The following is a 16,281-nucleotide window of genomic DNA, read 5'->3' on the forward strand; positions in this document are numbered from 1 at the left end:
GCGAGCAGGCAGGCCGCTTTACGCATAGGCGTAGAACAGCGCCGCGAAGAAGTGGCACACGCTGCCGCCCAGCACGAACAGGTGCCAGACGAAGTGTGCGTAGCGCAGCTTGTTGTCGAGCAGGAAGACGAACGCGCCGAGCGTGTAGCTCAGGCCGCCCGCCACGAGCAGCGCAAGACCTGGCCCCGGGGTGCGCTCGATCAACGGCCCGATGGCGAAGACCACCACCCAGCCCATGGCGAGATAGAGCGCCGTGGACACCAGCGGGTGGCGCAGCCGGTTCAGCAGCTTGATCGTCACGCCGAAGGCGGCCGCGGCCCACACGGCGATCAGCAGCGTCACGCCCGGTCCCGAGTGCAGCACGCCCAGCGTGAAGGGCGTGTAGCTGCCCGCGATGAAGACGTAGATCGCCGCATGGTCCAGGCGCATCAGCCATGCCTTCAGCCGCCCGTTGGCCAGCTTCGCGGGCAGGGCGTGGTACAGCGTGGAGATGCCGTACAGCAGGATGCCGCTGGACGCGAAGATGGCCGCGGCCACGACGTCCGCCACCTCGCCGTGATTCATCGCGCGGATCACGAGGATGGGGAGGGCGGCGATCGCCAGCAGGGCCCCCAGGCCATGGCTGATGGCGTTGGCGATCTCTTCGCCCAGGGTCTGCGGGCGGTCGGCGGGGAGGGGGCGGTCGGTCATGAAGCGGGTCCAGGGGCTGACCGTTCCAAGTATGCACGCAGCCATCAGAGGGCCCGTCGGGGACAGGTCTTTCGCGGCGCTGGCGACGCTGAAAAACAGCCAGACCTATCATGGCTCAACCCTGGAGATTGCCTTGCCTCACTTCACGCTTCATCACAGCGCCAACCTGACCGACCTCGATGTGGGGCGCTGCCTCACCGCGGTGAACGCCGCGCTCGCGGAGTCGGGTCACTTCGAGGAAATCGACATCAAGAGCCGGGCGTTCCAGGCGGAGCAGTTCCTCGTCGGCGTGGAAGCGCGCGGCCGCGCCTTCGTGGCCGGCACGCTCTCCGTGTTGACCGGGCGCAGCGACGACACGCGGCGCGAGATGGGGGCGATCGCCTTGAAGGCGCTGGTGGCCTGCATTCCGGCCACGTCGGAACTTCACATCCAGGTGTCCGTCGAGGTCGTCGAGATCCAGCGGGAGACCTACGCGAAGGCAGTCATCGCCGGTTGAGCGCCGCGGAGCTTCGAGTCCGTCAGATCGGACTCAGACCAGCAGCAAGCCCAGCACATGCTCATCGACGTAGTGCGCCTGATCCGCGCGCTTGTAGAAGTCCCTGAGCGTTCCTTCCACCACGAACCCGAGGCGCTTGTAGAACGCCAGCGCCTGCTCGTTGTCGGCCTCGGCGTAGAGTTCGACGCGGCGGATGCCGTCGGCGCGGAAGTGGCGGAGGGCGTCGTCGATCATGGCCCGGCCGATGCCTTGTCCATGGCGTGCGGGATCGACCGCCAGCGTGCCCAGCAGGAGCACGTGACTCACGCGACCCGGATAACGCGTCGCCCGGTAGAAGCCGGCGATCTCGCCGTCCACGTCCCAGATCCAGAAGGCACCGCTGCGCACGAGCTCCTCGAAGATCGGCACGAAGGACGCAAGCTTCATCGGCTCGTACGTGAGGTAGGGAACGACCTTCGGATGGGCGTAGATCGCGAAGACCGGTTCGAGGTCTTCAGGACGGGCGAGGCGTCGCGCAGGGCTGGTCATCGTGGGCATTCAGTTCGCAAGATCTCCCGCCGCGTGGATGTGCGTGACGCTCGCGATCCACCCGGTGAGGGGCGAGTCGCGAAACGACAGCCATCGGCTGCGCATGCGGGAACGGGCGCTGGATGCTATCGCGACATCGCCGCGACATCGCCGCGACATCGCCGCTTCAGGCGGGCGTGGCTTCCGGCAGCTTGGCGATGACCTTGATCTCAAATTGGAAGCCTGAAAGCCACGTGACGCCGATCGCGGTGGCGGTCGGGTAGGGCGCCTCGCCCCAGAACTCCGCGGCGACTTCCCAGGCGCGCTCGAAATGGGTGTGCGGGTCCACCATGAAGACCGTCACGTCGATGACGTCCTTGAAGCCGCAGCCGGCCGCGGCGAGGATGGCGTTGAGGTTCTTGAACGCGAGACGCACCTGGTCGTCGAGCTCCGGCTCGGGAGAACCGTCGGCGCGACTGCCGACCTGGCCGGACACGAACAGCAGGCCGTTGGAACGGATGGCGGGGGAGTAGCGGTGCAGCTCGTACAGGGCGTGGCGGTCGGGCGGGGAGACGACGTCGCGGGTGGGCATGAGCGGAGTTCCTTCAAGGGGGTTGCGGATGCAGTCACTTTAGGAATCCGGCGGTCGCCGATAAACAGGCAGTCCGCACAATCAGTGTTTGGAGCGACCAAACAATGGAACGCACGCGATGGTGCGCATCGCTTCAGTGCCAAACCGTCGGTCTGTCGTACACCGCATCCCTGCGCCTTCGTCGCGCAGGCGCCGGCGACATGATCGCCCAGTCCGCGTCCACGCGTACCGGAGAACGAGCCAGTCGATGAAGCCGCAATGGGTCCGCCACGCGGGTCGTCATCTGCGGCGGACGCACGACAGTTTCTGTAACTTTTCCTACCGCCGGAAGGGGTGGTTCGCCAATCTGGCCGGCGCTTGAAGATACTCCGGCGTTTCGCGCCTCAGGGGGAGCGTCGCATGGTGCGGCGGCTGAAGGCGCATCGAAGTCCGCCATGCTCCATGCCATCACCGACCGTCGCGCGCGCGGCGTGCCATCCACCCGTTCATCCCGTCTGCTGATCCTGGCCATGATCGCGGGCGCCGCCACGGCACTGACAGCCTGTGGCGGCGGCTCCGAGCCGGATGCGGTACCGGAGGCAACACCCGGCACCACGGTCGCGACCTTGGTGCGCGTCGCCGCGGAACCGGCAGGAAGTCACTGTGCCGCGGGCGGCACGCGCATTGAATCCGGCAGCGACGCCAATTCGAATGGCGTGCTCTCAGACGCGGAGGTGTCCAGCACGCAGTACGTCTGCAACGGCCTGGCCGGCACCCCCGGCAGCCCCGGCGCCGCGGGGCCCGCCATGCTGGTCCGCGTCCGCGCGGAAGCCGCCGGCGCGAATTGCGCACAAGGCGGCTCGGCCGTGCTGGCCGGCCTGGATGCCAATGGCAATGGCGCGCTGGAAGACAGCGAGGCCAGCAGCGTCGCCTATGTCTGCCGGGGGGCGGACGGCAGCAATGGCTCGAACGGGTCGAATGGCTCCGCAGGCCCCACCGGTCCTACGGGCCCCACCGGCCCCACCGGCCCGACCGGCCCCTCGGGGTCTTCCGGCCTCGACGCCCTGGTCGCGGTCGTCGCGGAATCGGCCGGCGCCAATTGCGCCTATGGCGGCCAGCGCGTGCAGTCGGGGCAGGATGCCAACCGCAACGGCGTGCTGGACGCCGGCGAAGTCACCGCCACGTCCTACGTCTGCAGCGCCGCCCCGGCCGACACGCGCTGGGTGGAGGTGACCGGCGCCGCCGTGCAGGCCGCATCGAACACCGGCTATCTGGCGAATTCGAACGCTTCCGTGGTCATCACGCTGCCGGCCTCTCCGGTCGTCGGTGACTGGATCAAGGTCACCGGAGTCGGCGCCGGCGGCTGGACGATCGCGCAGAACGCCGGCCAGCGGATCTCGACCCTCGGATTGCCCGGGGGCAACACGGTGGCCTGGACGCCTCAGGCGCCGACCGGGACCTGGGCCGCGACCGCCGTGTCCGCCGACGGCACGCGGCAGGTTGCCGCCTCGGCGTCCGGCGAGCTCTATACCTCCAATGACACCGGCTCTCAATGGACGCTGCGGCTCGTCGGTCAGACCTGGTCCGGTGTCGCGATGTCCTCCGACGGACTGCGGATCCTGGCGTCGACCAACGGGGGCGCCCTTTATCTGTCGACGAACGGCGGCCTGAGCTGGTCCGACGATGGCAGCAGCCGCGCGTGGTCCGCCGTCGCCAGTTCGGCGGACGGCCAGCGCCTCGTGGCCACGGCCTACCTCGGACAGATCTGGACGTCGCCCGATGGCGGCACCAACTGGACGGCACGCGACAGCAATCGCGCCTGGCGCACCGTCAGTTCATCGGCCGACGGGCGCGTGCTGGTCGCCGGCACCAATGGCGCGCAGCTGTATGTCTCGACCGACTTCGGCGTGACCTGGACCCCGCGGGCCTCGGCCCAGTTCTGGTGGGGCACGGCGGTGTCCGCGGACGGCCAGCGGCAGTACGCGACGGTCGACACCGGCGCCATCTGGCGCTCCGACGATTTCGGCACCACCTGGGAAGTCGTGACGACGGGCCGCGACTGGCGCGGGATCGCCACGTCGTCGGACGGCCGTTATGTCGTGGCGGCCACGAGCGGCGGTGCGCTGTATGAATCGCCGGACGGCGGGCAGTCCTGGCGGCCCACGGCCGACGCCGGCGCCTGGACAGCCGTGGCCAGCAGCGCGAACGGCCTGACCCTGCTGGCCGGCAAGTCCGGCGGCGCGCTCTATGGGGGCGTGCGCCGGTCATCGACCACGCCGGGCGTGACCGGGTCGCTGTCCGGCGGGCAGGCGGACACACTGCAGCTGCAGTATGTCGGCGGCGGCGTGTTCATGCCGATCAGCTACGTGTCGGCGAATCTCGTTTTCACGCCGCAATAGCCGACGAAGCAGCAACCGACGACACGGCAGCCGTCGACACATCGGCCGACCAGGCCGCAGCCGACGACGCATCGGTCGACGCCGGAGATCCAGATCGCCGCTTCCTGCGTATAGGGAGCGTCCTCTGCTTCCGGTCGTCTCCATGGATCTCGACATCTCCTCGATCGCCGTCCGGCTCGCCGAGCGCGGCCTGCTGCCGGAGGCCGCCGTGCGGCTGGGCATCCGCCGCCTGCTGCGGCAGCGGCTCGACGAATCGCATCACCACGACCACGAGACGGCCGCGGCGCTGACGCAGGCCTTCCTGGCCTCGCTGCGCGCCGCGCCGCTGGCCGTGCAGACCGAGAAGGCCAACGAGCAGCACTACGAGCTGCCCGCCACGCTGTTCGAGGCGATGCTCGGCCCGCAGCGCAAGTACAGCTGCTGCTGGTGGCCCGAGGGCGTGGACACGCTCGAGGCCGCCGAGGAGGCGGCGCTCGAGGAGACCGCGGCGCGCGCCGGGCTCGCCGACGGGCAGTCCATCCTCGAGCTCGGTTGCGGCTGGGGCTCTCTGAGCCTGTGGATGGCGGCGCGGTTCCCCGCGGCGGAGATCCTGGCGGTGTCGAACTCCGCGTCGCAGCGCGCCTTCATCGAGGGGCAAGCCCAGGCGCGTGGACTCCACAACCTGCGCGTGATGACCTGCGACTTCAACGCGTTCGGCGAGGACGGCAGCCTGGACCGTCGCTTCGACCGCGTCGTGTCCGTGGAGATGTTCGAGCACTTGCGCAACTGGCCGCGCGCCTTCCGCAAGGTCGCCGGCTGGCTGCGCGACGACGGCCGCTTCTTCATGCATGTCTTCGCGCACCGCGAGGCGCCGTACGCCTTCGAGGTCCGCGACGCCACCGACTGGATGAGCCAGCATTTCTTCTCCGGCGGGATGATGCCCAGCGACGACCTCGCGCTGCTGTGCCAGGACGACCTCGCGCTGCTGGACCGCTGGCGCTGGGACGGGCGCCATTACGCGCGCACGGCCGCCGCCTGGCTGGAGCGCTTCGACGCGCATCGCAGCGCCCTGTGGCCGATGTTCGAGTCGGTCTACGGCGCCGCCGACGCGCCGATGTGGTGGCAGCGCTGGCGGCTCTTCCTGCTGTCCGTCGAGGAACTGTTCGGCTACGACCGCGGGCAGCAGTGGTGGGTCAGTCACTACCTCTTCGCCCCCCGACGTTGAGGCCGACGCCATGTCAGTTGTCGAATCGCTGCCGGCCTTGCCCGCGCTGGGTCTCACCGGCCTGCTGATCGCCGTCGCCATCGCGGTGCCGACTTGGCTCGCGAGCATCCCGCTGCGGGATGCGAGCCTCGCCGATCGCGTCTGGTCGGCGTTCATCGCGGTGCCCGTCGCGTTCTATGTGTGGAAGACCGGCGGCGACGCGCGTGCCCAGGTCATGCTGGCGATCACGGTCGCGTGGGCGTTGCGGCTCGGCGTCTACGTGACGGTGCGCAATTGGGGCCACGGCGAGGACCGCCGTTATCAAGCCATCCGGGCACGCAATCAGCCGAACTTCGCGCTCAAGAGCCTGTGGCTCGTGTTCCTGCTGCAGGCGGTGCTGGGATGGATCGTCAGCTGGCCGATGCTTGTCGCCAGCAACGCGGCAGGCGACCCGGGCAGCGTGCCTTGGGGCGTGTGGGACAGCCTCGGTGCCGCGCTGGCGGCGGGCGGTCTGCTGGTCGAGGCGGTCGCCGATGCGCAGCTCGCGCGCTTCCGCCGCGATCCGGCCAATCACGGGCGAGTGATGGACGGCGGCCTGTGGCGCTATTCGCGCCACCCCAACTACTTCGGCGAAACCTGCGTGTGGTGGGGCCTGGGCGTGATGGGGTGGGCCGCCGGCGGATGGGCGGGCGCGTGGGTGCTGGCCTCGCCGCTGTTGATGACCTTCCTGCTCTTGCGCGTTTCCGGCGTGACGCTGCTGGAGAAGGACATCGGCGAGCGCCGCCCCGCCTATCGCGACTACATCGCGCGCACGAGCGCCTTCATCCCGTGGCCGCCTAAGCGCGGAGACGTCCGATGACCGCGGCAATGAGTTCGGCAATGAGTGCGGCACCATCGCCGCGAGCATCCCGAGGTGCCGCTGCTGCTGCGGCCTTCGTTGCCCTTGTGGCCATGGGCGCTGTCGGGCCCGCCGCGCTCGCCCGGGCCGAGAGCTGGAACTTCGAGGTGCGCCTCGATGGCAAGCCGATCGGCACGCATCGTTTCACCGTCGACGGCCCGGCCGAGGCGCGCGAGGTCACCAGCAACGCCGCCTTCGACGTGAGGCTGCTCGGAATCAACGTCTTCCGCTATCGCCACGAGGCCCGCGAGCGCTGGCGCGGCGATTGCCTGCAGGAGATCCGCAGCCGCACCGACGACGACGGAAAGCCGGTCGAAGTCGATCGGCGTCTGGCCTCCGCCATGCCCGGCGAGCCGGCCTGCCTCATGAGTTACGCGTATTGGAATCCCGCGCTGATTCGTCAGCAGCGCTTGCTGAATCCGCAGACCGGCGAGGTGGACGAAGTCCACATCGAGCGCCTGCCCGACGCGGCCATCCCCGCAGGCGGCCGCGACGTCGACGCGTCGAGGTGGCGGATCACGTCGACGGCGCCTTCGTCCGGCAAATCCGCGCCGGCCCGTCAGGTGCTCACGTTGTGGCGTGATCGGACGGATGGTCGATGGCTTGGCCTCGATGCGCAGGTCAAGGGCGATCGCGTGCTGACGTACCGCCTGCCTTGAACCGGAGACCCCCATGAGCTTGCGAGAAGATTCCATCCCAACGCGCGCGCCGGCCTGGCGCTGGCCGCTGGCCTACCTGATGACGCTGGTCGTCTTCCTGGCGATGGACGCGGTCTGGCTGAGTGCCACTTCCGGCGCGCTCTATCAACCGGCCATCGGCCACCTGATGGCGCCCACCGTCGACTGGCGCGCCGTGGCGGTGTTCTATCCGCTGTACATCGTCGGACTCGTGTTCTTCGCCGTGGCGCCGGCATTGGCCGAGGGCCATCCGATCGTGGCGTTCTGGCGCGGCGCGCTGTTCGGCTTCCTCGCCTACGCGACCTACGACTTCACCAACCAGGCCACGCTGCGCGACTGGCCCTGGCACGTGACCGCCATCGACCTGGTCTGGGGCGCGATCGTCAGCGGCGTCGCCTCGGGCGCCGGCGCGGCGATCACCGCGGCTACATGCCGACGAGCGATCCGAACCAGCGGGCGATGAGCCCGTCGAAATGCAGGCGGCCTTCGACGGCCGCCACGCAGATGCACTCGCTGCCGTCCTGCACCACCGGTTGATGGTGGACCTCGCCGTCGGCGAGGTCGAAGTCGCCCGGCCCGAACAGCGCCCGGCCGTCGTGGAAGCGACCGTAGATGATCTGCGTCAGCTCGGTGCCGCGGTGCGTGTGCTGCGGCAGGTACTTGCCGGCGCCGATGCGCAGCAGGAAGACGTTGGCTTCCGGCGAGTCCGGCACCGTCACGCGGCTCCAGCGCATGCCGGGGCCGATCCAGCGCCAGCGCGTCGCGCTGCAGCCTTCCAGGGCCTTCGGCCAGACCGCGCCCGCGGGCAGCGGCGGCGGGGCCGGCACCTTGCGCGGCGTCGGGGTGCCCGCGGCGCGCTCGGCCTGCTCCAGCTGATCGATGCGATCGAAGGCCCTCGCCAGCGCGTCTTCGCGCAGGGGCGCTTCGGGCTGTTCCTCGAGCACCACGCCGCCGAGGGCGCGCAGCATTGCCACCCGCTCCCGGCAGGCCGGGCACAGCTCCAGGTGGGTTTCCGTTACCAACTGCAGACCGATCGGCAGCGCGCCGCTGACGAGGGAGAGCAGCAGCTCGTCGGCGGGGTGATGGCGGATGTCGAGGGGCGGCAGCATGGTCGGGGAGGGCAACGGGATTCGGGACATCAGAGATCGACCAGCCGGCGCAGGTGCGCCACGGCCAGCCGGATCCGCGACTTGACGGTGCCCAGCGGCAGGCCGAGTTCGGCCGCGATGCGGGCATGCGGTTCGTCGTCGTAGAAGGACAGGCGCAAGACCTGGGCCTGCTCGGGCGGGAGACGGTTGAGCGCCTCGCGCACGCGACGGGACAGCCGTGTCGCCTCGACGTGGTCGGCGACACCGGGCTGGTCGGCCTCGAGCCGGTCGAATTCGAAACATTCGTCGCCGGCGCCGTCCAGTTGATGGCGCCGCGCGGCGTCGATGCGCAGCCGGCGTGCGATCGTGAAGATCCAGGTCGAGAGGGCCGCCTGCGCCGGATCGAACAGCGCGGCCTTGCGCCAGACCATCACCAGCGCGTCCTGCGCCAGGTCCTCGGCCGCGCCGTCGGTGCTGCCGGTGCGGATCAGGTAACTCTTCACCCGCGGCGCGAAGTGCGAGAACACCCGGCCGAAGGCCTCCCGGTCCCGCAGCTCGGCCACGCGGCGCATCAGCGCCGGCCAGTCGTCCCCGGTGGGGGGCGGCGACGCGCTGCGGTCGGGATCGATCGGGACGATCTTCAAGTGGCGGGCTTTCGGCGAGGACCTGGCGGCCGACACGGCGGTCGACGCAGGGGACGATGACACGGACGCGGCGTCCGGCGGGGTGGCCGGAGCCGAGGGGGGGTCGTCGCGTCGCAGGGGGCCCATGGACGCTCTTACGCGGCGAACGGCGTCCCGGATCATCGCTCGGCTTGCGGAGGACCACCATGCGGGCGACCCTCGCCCGCGCACTGGGGAGATCCTTCACGAGGGAAGAATCCAAAACGCGGCTGCCCGCGTAGAAGCGCCAAACAACCAGAACGACCAAGGACGCGCCCATGGACCGCCCCGATCCACGACCCAGTTTGCCGATGCCACTCGTCGACGAAGGACGCCGGTTGCGGGTGGCCGTCGTCGGCGCCGGGATCTCCGGGCTGTCCTGCGCCTGGCTGCTGTCGCAGCGGCACGACGTGCAGGTCTTCGAGGCCGAGGCGCGAATCGGCGGGCACAGCCACACCGTCGACGCGCCCTGCGGGTTGCTGCAGGTGCCGGTCGATACCGGCTTCATCGTCTACAACGAGCCGGCCTATCCCAACCTGAGCGCGCTGTTCCGCCACCTGGAGGTGCCGACGCGGGCGTCGGACATGTCCTTCGCGGTCAGCCTGAACGACGGCGGACTGGAGTACGCCGGCACCGACCTCAACGGGCTGTTCGCGCAGCGCGGCAACCTCGTCCGTCCGCGCTTCTGGGGCATGTTGCGCGACCTGCTGCGCTTCTATCGCGAGGCGCCCCGCGATGCCGCCGCGTGCGGCGACCTGGCGCTCGACGACTACCTCGACGCGCGCGGCTACGGTCGCGCCTTCCGCGACGATCACCTGTACCCGATGGGCGCGGCGATCTGGTCCTCGGCGGCGGCGGACATCGGACGGTATCCGGTGGCCGCGTTCGTGCGCTTCTGTGAGAACCACGGGCTGCTGAAGCTGACCGACCGTCCGATCTGGCGGACGGTCGACGGCGGCAGCCGCGAGTACGTGCGTCGACTGACGCGGGGCTTCGAGGACCGCCTGCATCGCGACGAGCCGGTGATCTCCGTCGCCCGCGAGCCCGGCGGCGTGCGGTTGCGCACGCGGCGCGGCGCGTGGACGCCGGTCTTCGATCACGTCGTGCTGGCGACGCATGCGGACCAGTCGCTGCGCATGCTGACCACGCCGACGGCGGAGGAGCGGCGGCTGCTCGGCGCGTTCCCCTACACCCGCAACCTCGCGGTGCTGCATCGTGATCCCGCGCTGATGCCGCGCCGGCGGGCCGTGTGGTCGAGCTGGAACTACCTCGCGGGGCGGGGTGATGGTCCGTTCCAACTGCCGCCGACCGTCACGTACTGGATGAACCGGCTGCAGCCGCACCTGCCGCAAGGTCGCAGCGCGGTGCCGCTGTTCGTGTCGCTGAACCCGGCGGTGGCGCCGCGACCCGAGCATCTGATCCGCACCGACGTCTACGAGCATCCCCGCTTCGACATCGCCGCGATCGCCGCGCAGCGCGAGCTGTGGTCGCTGCAGGGGCAGCAGCGCACCTGGTTCTGCGGCGCGTACTTCGGGTCCGGGTTCCACGAGGACGGGCTGCAGGCCGGGCTCGCGGTGGCCGAGGCCCTTGGCGGCGTGCGCCGGCCATGGACCGTCGCGGGCGAGTCCGATCGCATCCACCTGCCGCGGGCGGTGTCCGCATGAGCAGGCGGCCGGACGCGGACCTGCACTCGGCGATCTATCGCGGGCAGGTGATGCATCAGCGCTTGAAGCCGCTGCGGCACCGGCTGCGGTACCGGATGTTCACGCTGCTGCTCGACCTCGACGAACTGCCCGCGCTGGATGCGCGGCTGCGCTGGTTCTCGGTCGGGCGATTCAATCTCTTCAGCTTCCGGCCCTCCGATCATGGCGACGGCACGGCCAGGGACGTGCCGGGCTTGCGCGCCCACGTCGATGCGCGCCTGGCGCTGGCCGGCCTGCCCGTCGGCGGGGCGGTCCGGCTGCTCGCGATGCCGCGCCTCCTCGGCTACGCCTTCAATCCATTGAGCGTCTGGTTCTGCGATGCGCCGGACGGCACGTTGCACGCCATCGTCTACGAGGTCAACAACACCTTCGGCGAACGGCACAGCTACCTGATCGAGGTCGACGAGGCGCAACGCGCTGCGCCGCTCATCGAGCAGCGCAGCGGCAAGCGGCTGTATGTGTCGCCGTTCCTCGGCATGGACCTGCAGTACCGCTTCCGGATCGAGCCGCCGCGCGAGCGGCTCTCCATCGGCGTCAGCGTGCATGAGCAACAGGGCGAGGGCGTCAACAACGGCGTCAACAACGGCGTCAACGAGGGCGTCGGCGCCGGCAACAGCCTCAGCCAGGGTGACCGCGATGCCGATGGCGCGGCCGTGCTGAACGCTCGGCTCGACGCCGCGCGCTCGCCGCTGACCGATGGCGCGTTGCTGCGGCTGCTGGTGACGCATCCGCTGCTGACGCTGAAGGTCGTGGCGGGCATCCATTGGGAAGCGCTGCGCCTGTGGCTCAAGGGCGCGAGGCTGCACGAGCGGCCGACCGCGCCCAGGCATCCGATGACGGTCGTCCGCTCGCGCGGACCGACCCGGCCTGAGCCGACCCGGTCCGAACCGACCCGATCCGAACCCACCCGATCCGAACAGACCGAACAGACCGGGCCCGACCCGGCCGATTCTTCCGAGGCGACCTTGCATGCATGACGACACGAGCGCGTTCCTGACCGCACCCGCGGTCCTCGAGATCACCCCCGCGACGCTGGGCGGCGACCGGCTGGGCGCACGCCACGAATCGCTGCGGCGCGTGCTGTCCCGCATCCAGCTGGGGCGCCTGGCGCTCACGCTGCCCGATGGCCGCCGCGTCGAGGCCGTCGGTCCTTACCCCGGCCCGGCCGCGACGCTGCACCTGCATCGTTGGCGGCCGGCGTTGCGACTGCTGCTGCAAGGCGACCTGGGATTGGCGTTCTCGTACCGCGACGGTGACTGGAGCACGCCCGACCTGACGACGCTGCTGTCGTTCGGGATCGCCAACGAGACGGCGTTCGGCGCGATCGCCGAGACGCGCGGTCCAGCGCGTTGGTTCTCGCGCCTGCTGCATCGCGCGAACGCGAACACGCGCAGCGGCAGCCGGCACAACATCGCCGCGCACTACGACCTCGGCAACCGCTTCTACGAACGCTGGCTGGACGACAGCATGCTGTACTCGAGCGCGCTGTATGAGGAGCCGCTCGACCCGTCGCATCGCGAATCGCCGCCCCCCGAAGCGCCGACTCCCGAATCGGCCAGCGAGACCGCGGGCAGATCCGCTTCGGCGTCAGCTTCGGCCTCAGCATCAGCCTCAGCCTCAGCCTTCACCGCCGGTTCCGCCAGCTCCGAGGGCGGCGCCGACGCCGTCGACTCGCTGGAGCGCGCCCAGGCGCGCCGTCTGGACCGCATCGTCGAACTGCTGGACCTGCGCGCGGGCCAGCGCGTGCTGGAGATCGGCTGCGGCTGGGGCACCCTGGCGGCGACGCTGGCCAAGCGCTGCGGCGTGGAGGTCGTCGGACTGACGCTGTCGACCGAGCAACTGCGATTCGCGCAGGCGCGCGCCGAGCAATGGGGTGTGGCCGACCGGGTCGACCTGCGGTTGCAGGACTACCGCGATGTCGACGGCCGCTTCGACCGCATCGTGTCGATCGAGATGATCGAGGCCGTGGGCGAGGCGTACTGGCCGGTCTACTTCGCGACCTTGCGTGACCGGCTGAAGCCTGATGGCGTGGCCGTGCTGCAGGCGATCACGATCGACGAGCAGCACTTCGAGCGTTATCGCGCGAATCCGGACTTCATCCAGCGCTGCATCTTCCCCGGCGGCATGCTGCCCACGCCGGAACGCATGGCCGAGGAGGCCCGCAAGGCCAGCCTCAGCTTCTCGACGCAGGCGCGTTTCGGACGCGGTTATGCGGCCACGCTGGTCGAATGGCGCCGTCGTTTCCTGGCCGAGTGGCCGGCGATCGAGGCACAGGGATTCGACCTGCCGTTCAAGCGCCTGTGGGAGTACTACCTCTGCTACTGCGAAGCCGGATTCCGCGCCGGACGGGTGGACGTCGGGCTGTACCGCCTGGCCCCTGCAACCTGAGGCGACTTGCCATCGACGCGACGCGGGGAGTTCCTACAAGCTGTAACTGCGATACCCCCGGCACATGGCTCCTCGCCGCGCTTGGGTAGCATGTTCTTTATCCAGCCACCGACGCTGCTCCAGCTGATTCCGCCCGATGTACGACCGCCCGTTCACCGCCCATTCCCTTGAAGTCGCGATCTCTGAATTGCTTGCTGCCACCTCGGATGGCTTCGACCCGGACCTCGACGCGCGGATCACCGATGTGTTGAAAGGCCTGCGAGAGCAGCTCGACATGGATGTCGTTTTCGTCTCGGAATTCCAGGATGGGGAACGCGTGTTCCGCTTCGTTGACGGGGAGTCGGCGATCGAGGTGCAAGTCGGCGATTCGGCGCCGCTGGAGCAGAGCTACTGCCAGCGCATCGTGGAAGGCCGAGCGCCGGAGTTGATGACCAACGCTGCCGCGGTGGCCGCCGAGTTGAAGCTCCCGCCGACACCGGTGCCCATCGGCGCGCATCTGAGCGCCCCGGTCGTGCTGTCCGATGGCCGCGTGTTCGGCACGGTGTGCTGTTTCAGCCTCCAGCCCAATCCAGGACTGCGGTTGGAGGACCTCTCGCGGCTGAAGGGGTGCGCGCGGCTGGTGGCGCGCAAGGTCGAGGCGCAGGACTTCCTGGACACGCTGCCGTTCGAGAACGATTGAGCGGGATCCCGCGGCGGCTGGTGCGGTGCCTTAGGTGACCTGTCTGGCACTTTCAAGCGATCCTCGGTACCCGTCGTCCTTCTAATCAGTGACGTCTTTGTCGTCCCAGGAAGGGACGTGAAAAGCGTCGGAGATCTTTACATGATCATGACATGGTCATGATCGTATCCAAACGAATCAACGGCTTACGCGTTTGGCACAGCCCTTGCTCCTGTGGCGTCGGTTCATACGACAACAGAGGGAAGAGGATGTTCAAGAAGACGTTGATGGCACTGGCCATGACCGTGATGGCAGGCGTCGCTGCGGCGGCACCGGTGGTGGTCAAGGGCTCCATCTACAACATCGATGGCAATGGCAATGGCGATGGCCAGCTGGATGGCCGGAAGATCTCGCAGGTGACGTTCAGCGTGTCGGCAGGTACGCATGTGTTCTTCGACTCGCTGGTGCGCGAGTCGACGGGTGTCGACCTGAACGGCGATGGCGTGATCACCGGTTTCGACAACTACATGATGCTGCTGCAAGGCGGCAACGCGCTCTACGCGCAGGACGATTCGGGCGAGACTTACGGCGACGGCTCGGTCCATTACTACGACTCGGCTTACGGCTACACGTTCTCGCAAGCTGGCACCTACATGATCACCCTGGGTCAACTGAGCTACAGCGCCCAGGACGCATGGGCGGGATATCAGCTGAACAACTTCTTCGGCAACTACGACGGCCCGAGCAACGCCTTCGGCGCCTGGCAGCTGACGATGACGGCGACCAACGGCACGCTGAACGTGTTGTCGGTGGACGGCCAGAGCGTTCCCGAGCCGGCATCGCTGGCGCTGGCCGGCCTGGCGCTGGCAGGCCTGGGCGTGGCGCGTCGCAAGCAGACCCGCAAGGCCTGATCGACAGGCTGAGCCGCGCGGCCTCCGGGCCCTGCGGGCGCAGAGCAAAGGGAGGCCCACGGCCTCCCTTTTTCCATGTGGCGTTCAACATGTCTTCTCCTGCGCATGCTGTGGGTGCTGCGGGTGCTGCATGCGCCGCGGGTGCCGAGGGTCAGGACTTGAGGTCCCGCTGTGGCATCGCCCAGCGATAGAGCTGTTCCTCGAAGCCCGCCAGGGCGATGACGCGCAGCAGGACGTCGAGTTCATCGAGCACCTGGCCCATCACGGCATGGTCATGGGCGAGCCGGGCGGCGGAGTCGTCGGCGCGCATGACCTCCACGTGGTGCTGCAGCAGGTGGATGCGGTCGCAGATGCCGTCGAAGGCGGCGCGTGTGGTGAGCTTGCGGTTCAGCACGTGGCACCTCGATGCGGCAGTCGACGCTGCGGGGATGAGGGCCTCGATGGCGCGGCGCGGACGGTCGTCGAGGGCGGGGAGAGGTGGAAGTTCGGCATCGGTCACACAGGTCATGGCATCCTTCCCGGGAGGCGGAGCAATGAGCCCACGGGAAGAGCGGGTTGATCCGCGCGGTCGGGGTGGGCGAGATGTCGAAACACGTCAGGAAGGTCCGTGTGGCCATCCTCGCGGAGTGGCCCATCTCGCCCGATGAACACGCGGAATAGGGGGCGAAAGTGGCCGCTCTATCGGGGCGGCCTGCCGCTTCCATGCAGGTGCTTCGAACACCTGGGACCTATCGTCGCGAATGACCGCCCTTCGCGCCATGACCGACTTCAGTGCAAGTGGCCGACCTGATGCCTGGGATCGGTAGGGGCGGGGACTTGGATCCGGGGTGTGCTTCGAATGCCGCGCTGATGATTGAAGACGCGGTGTCGCAGGCGCGTCACTTCAGCTTGTGATCCTCGCGCTTCGCCTCTTGCATGGCCTCGGGCTCGAGTTCTTCGGCGGAGCGGTTCAAGTGGATGAACAGGCCCCAGCCGGCGACCAGGGCCCCGACGGCGAAGACCATCACCGCGGCGTGGAGCAGCAGCGTCGAGTCCGAATGCGCGGCGCGGAAGGTGGCGACCAGCGCCTCGATCGCGAGCGCGACGACGATGACCACCATGAATCGCGAGAGGAATCGCCGCACCCGCGTCGGCGCGCTGATGTGGGCGGTGCGGATCACTTCCTCTTCGGTGATCGTCTGTGCGATCTGCAGCGCGACCACCGCGGCGGCAAGCACGCCCATCGCTTCGATGACCAGTTGCGCGGCCTCGTCGTTCCAGTCGAGGTGGAGCGCCATCCAGGCTTCCTTCGCCGCGATGGCCAGCAGCAGCAGCGCCATGGCCGTGAAGAGCAGCGCCAATGCGCCGTGGACGACGGAGAAGCCCCGAAGGAGCAGCGGAACGGTGTCCTCGTCGGAGGACGTCGGCTCGCGGTCGGGGGAGGGCGCGTTGGGCTTCATCCCTTCACGTT

General features: G+C 69.0%; 18 protein-coding genes. 11 read left to right on the forward strand and 7 right to left on the reverse strand.

The window, feature by feature from the left end; translation table 11 throughout:
- Positions 1 to 18: 18 nt before the first annotated feature.
- Entirely contained in the window at positions 19 to 690 is a 672-nt protein-coding gene (gene trhA / locus AC1VNM_RS05500) for a PAQR family membrane homeostasis protein TrhA (RefSeq protein WP_377155414.1), read from the reverse strand.
- 31 nt (positions 691 to 721) lie between these two features.
- Between trhA and AC1VNM_RS05505 the strand changes: the two genes are divergently transcribed.
- On the forward strand, positions 722 to 1,186 hold the full coding sequence (locus tag AC1VNM_RS05505) for a 5-carboxymethyl-2-hydroxymuconate Delta-isomerase (RefSeq protein ID WP_483106140.1): 465 nt from the start codon (positions 722 to 724) through the stop codon (positions 1,184 to 1,186).
- 33 nt (positions 1,187 to 1,219) lie between these two features.
- Here the strand turns inward: AC1VNM_RS05505 and AC1VNM_RS05510 are convergent, their stop codons facing one another.
- Positions 1,220 to 1,714, reverse strand: a complete 495-nt coding sequence (locus AC1VNM_RS05510; RefSeq protein WP_483106141.1) for a GNAT family N-acetyltransferase — start codon at positions 1,712 to 1,714, stop codon at positions 1,220 to 1,222.
- A 166-nt stretch (positions 1,715 to 1,880) separates the two neighbouring features.
- Complete coding sequence (locus AC1VNM_RS05515) at positions 1,881 to 2,285, reverse strand: RidA family protein (protein WP_377155411.1); 405 nt, start codon at positions 2,283 to 2,285, stop codon at positions 1,881 to 1,883.
- 434 nt (positions 2,286 to 2,719) lie between these two features.
- Between AC1VNM_RS05515 and AC1VNM_RS05520 the strand changes: the two genes are divergently transcribed.
- The 5 genes from AC1VNM_RS05520 (at position 2,720) to AC1VNM_RS05540 (ending at position 7,884) form a co-directional block, all read left to right on the forward strand.
- On the forward strand, positions 2,720 to 4,663 hold the full coding sequence (locus AC1VNM_RS05520) for a WD40/YVTN/BNR-like repeat-containing protein (protein WP_483106142.1): 1,944 nt from the start codon (positions 2,720 to 2,722) through the stop codon (positions 4,661 to 4,663).
- Positions 4,664 to 4,805: 142 nt separating this feature from the next.
- Positions 4,806 to 5,867: an SAM-dependent methyltransferase gene (locus AC1VNM_RS05525; RefSeq protein ID WP_483106143.1), complete on the forward strand. Its 1,062-nt coding sequence runs from the start codon at positions 4,806 to 4,808 to the stop codon at positions 5,865 to 5,867.
- Between the two features lie 10 nt (positions 5,868 to 5,877).
- Complete coding sequence (locus tag AC1VNM_RS05530) at positions 5,878 to 6,705, forward strand: DUF1295 domain-containing protein (protein WP_483106144.1); 828 nt, start codon at positions 5,878 to 5,880, stop codon at positions 6,703 to 6,705.
- Positions 6,702 to 7,403: a DUF6134 family protein gene (locus tag AC1VNM_RS05535; protein WP_483106145.1), complete on the forward strand. Its 702-nt coding sequence runs from the start codon at positions 6,702 to 6,704 to the stop codon at positions 7,401 to 7,403. The genes AC1VNM_RS05530 and AC1VNM_RS05535 overlap by 4 nt, the downstream gene beginning before the upstream one ends.
- A gap of 13 nt (positions 7,404 to 7,416) precedes the next feature.
- Positions 7,417 to 7,884, forward strand: coding sequence for a DUF2177 family protein (locus AC1VNM_RS05540; protein ID WP_483106146.1), 468 nt, complete (start codon positions 7,417 to 7,419; stop codon positions 7,882 to 7,884).
- On the opposite strand, the gene AC1VNM_RS05545 is transcribed toward AC1VNM_RS05540, so the two are convergent.
- Together AC1VNM_RS05545 and AC1VNM_RS05550 are read right to left on the reverse strand one after the other, a co-directional pair.
- Entirely contained in the window at positions 7,847 to 8,560 is a 714-nt protein-coding gene (locus AC1VNM_RS05545) for a ChrR family anti-sigma-E factor (protein ID WP_483106147.1), read from the reverse strand. The two genes, AC1VNM_RS05540 and AC1VNM_RS05545, sit on opposite strands and share 38 nt — an antisense overlap.
- Positions 8,560 to 9,153, reverse strand: coding sequence for a sigma-70 family RNA polymerase sigma factor (locus AC1VNM_RS05550; RefSeq protein ID WP_483106148.1), 594 nt, complete (start codon positions 9,151 to 9,153; stop codon positions 8,560 to 8,562). The genes AC1VNM_RS05545 and AC1VNM_RS05550 overlap by 1 nt, the downstream gene beginning before the upstream one ends.
- Positions 9,154 to 9,482: 329 nt before the next feature.
- On the opposite strand from AC1VNM_RS05550, the gene AC1VNM_RS05555 reads away from it, so the two are divergent.
- The 5 genes from AC1VNM_RS05555 to AC1VNM_RS05575 all read left to right on the forward strand — a co-directional run bounded on the left by AC1VNM_RS05555 (position 9,483) and on the right by AC1VNM_RS05575 (position 14,831).
- Positions 9,483 to 10,835 (forward strand): NAD(P)/FAD-dependent oxidoreductase, encoded by a 1,353-nt coding sequence (locus AC1VNM_RS05555; protein WP_483106149.1) that lies wholly within the window; start codon positions 9,483 to 9,485, stop codon positions 10,833 to 10,835.
- Complete coding sequence (locus tag AC1VNM_RS05560) at positions 10,832 to 11,851, forward strand: DUF1365 domain-containing protein (protein ID WP_483106150.1); 1,020 nt, start codon at positions 10,832 to 10,834, stop codon at positions 11,849 to 11,851. Before AC1VNM_RS05555 ends, AC1VNM_RS05560 begins: the two co-directional genes overlap by 4 nt.
- On the forward strand, positions 11,844 to 13,262 hold the full coding sequence (locus AC1VNM_RS05565) for a class I SAM-dependent methyltransferase (RefSeq protein ID WP_483106151.1): 1,419 nt from the start codon (positions 11,844 to 11,846) through the stop codon (positions 13,260 to 13,262). Before AC1VNM_RS05560 ends, AC1VNM_RS05565 begins: the two co-directional genes overlap by 8 nt.
- Positions 13,263 to 13,449: 187 nt before the next feature.
- Entirely contained in the window at positions 13,450 to 13,941 is a 492-nt protein-coding gene (locus AC1VNM_RS05570) for a GAF domain-containing protein (RefSeq protein ID WP_483106152.1), read from the forward strand.
- A 266-nt stretch (positions 13,942 to 14,207) separates the two neighbouring features.
- The gene (locus tag AC1VNM_RS05575) at positions 14,208 to 14,831 is read left to right on the forward strand and encodes a DVUA0089 family protein (protein WP_483106153.1); all 624 of its coding nucleotides are present in this window, start codon (positions 14,208 to 14,210) and stop codon (positions 14,829 to 14,831) included.
- A gap of 151 nt (positions 14,832 to 14,982) precedes the next feature.
- On the opposite strand, the gene AC1VNM_RS05580 is transcribed toward AC1VNM_RS05575, so the two are convergent.
- Both AC1VNM_RS05580 and AC1VNM_RS05585 read right to left on the reverse strand, forming a co-directional pair.
- On the reverse strand, positions 14,983 to 15,339 hold the full coding sequence (locus tag AC1VNM_RS05580) for a hypothetical protein (protein WP_483106154.1): 357 nt from the start codon (positions 15,337 to 15,339) through the stop codon (positions 14,983 to 14,985).
- Between the two features lie 370 nt (positions 15,340 to 15,709).
- A complete protein-coding gene (locus tag AC1VNM_RS05585; RefSeq protein ID WP_377161974.1) occupies positions 15,710 to 16,150 on the reverse strand; it encodes a hypothetical protein in 441 nt (146 codons plus the stop codon).
- Between the last annotated feature and the right edge of the window lie 131 nt (positions 16,151 to 16,281).

It is taken from the genome of Mitsuaria sp. MSU3D, assembly GCF_056867975.1.

What these genes read in the sequence shown, in the direction of transcription:
- trhA (WP_377155414.1), bottom strand. Translation starts at nt 690, where the DNA reads ATGACCGACCGCCCCCTCCCCGCCGACCGCCCGCAGACCCTGGGCGAA.
- AC1VNM_RS05505 (WP_483106140.1), top strand. Translation starts at nt 722, where the DNA reads ATGCACGCAGCCATCAGAGGGCCCGTCGGGGACAGGTCTTTCGCGGCG.
- AC1VNM_RS05510 (WP_483106141.1), bottom strand. Translation starts at nt 1,714, where the DNA reads ATGACCAGCCCTGCGCGACGCCTCGCCCGTCCTGAAGACCTCGAACCG.
- AC1VNM_RS05515 (WP_377155411.1), bottom strand. Translation starts at nt 2,285, where the DNA reads ATGCCCACCCGCGACGTCGTCTCCCCGCCCGACCGCCACGCCCTGTAC.
- AC1VNM_RS05520 (WP_483106142.1), top strand. Translation starts at nt 2,720, where the DNA reads ATGCTCCATGCCATCACCGACCGTCGCGCGCGCGGCGTGCCATCCACC.
- AC1VNM_RS05525 (WP_483106143.1), top strand. Translation starts at nt 4,806, where the DNA reads ATGGATCTCGACATCTCCTCGATCGCCGTCCGGCTCGCCGAGCGCGGC.
- AC1VNM_RS05530 (WP_483106144.1), top strand. Translation starts at nt 5,878, where the DNA reads ATGTCAGTTGTCGAATCGCTGCCGGCCTTGCCCGCGCTGGGTCTCACC.
- AC1VNM_RS05535 (WP_483106145.1), top strand. Translation starts at nt 6,702, where the DNA reads ATGACCGCGGCAATGAGTTCGGCAATGAGTGCGGCACCATCGCCGCGA.
- AC1VNM_RS05540 (WP_483106146.1), top strand. Translation starts at nt 7,417, where the DNA reads ATGAGCTTGCGAGAAGATTCCATCCCAACGCGCGCGCCGGCCTGGCGC.
- AC1VNM_RS05545 (WP_483106147.1), bottom strand. Translation starts at nt 8,560, where the DNA reads ATGTCCCGAATCCCGTTGCCCTCCCCGACCATGCTGCCGCCCCTCGAC.
- AC1VNM_RS05555 (WP_483106149.1), top strand. Translation starts at nt 9,483, where the DNA reads ATGCCACTCGTCGACGAAGGACGCCGGTTGCGGGTGGCCGTCGTCGGC.
- AC1VNM_RS05560 (WP_483106150.1), top strand. Translation starts at nt 10,832, where the DNA reads ATGAGCAGGCGGCCGGACGCGGACCTGCACTCGGCGATCTATCGCGGG.
- AC1VNM_RS05565 (WP_483106151.1), top strand. Translation starts at nt 11,844, where the DNA reads ATGCATGACGACACGAGCGCGTTCCTGACCGCACCCGCGGTCCTCGAG.
- AC1VNM_RS05575 (WP_483106153.1), top strand. Translation starts at nt 14,208, where the DNA reads ATGGCACTGGCCATGACCGTGATGGCAGGCGTCGCTGCGGCGGCACCG.
- AC1VNM_RS05580 (WP_483106154.1), bottom strand. Translation starts at nt 15,339, where the DNA reads ATGACCTGTGTGACCGATGCCGAACTTCCACCTCTCCCCGCCCTCGAC.
- AC1VNM_RS05585 (WP_377161974.1), bottom strand. Translation starts at nt 16,150, where the DNA reads ATGGCGCTGCTGCTGCTGGCCATCGCGGCGAAGGAAGCCTGGATGGCG.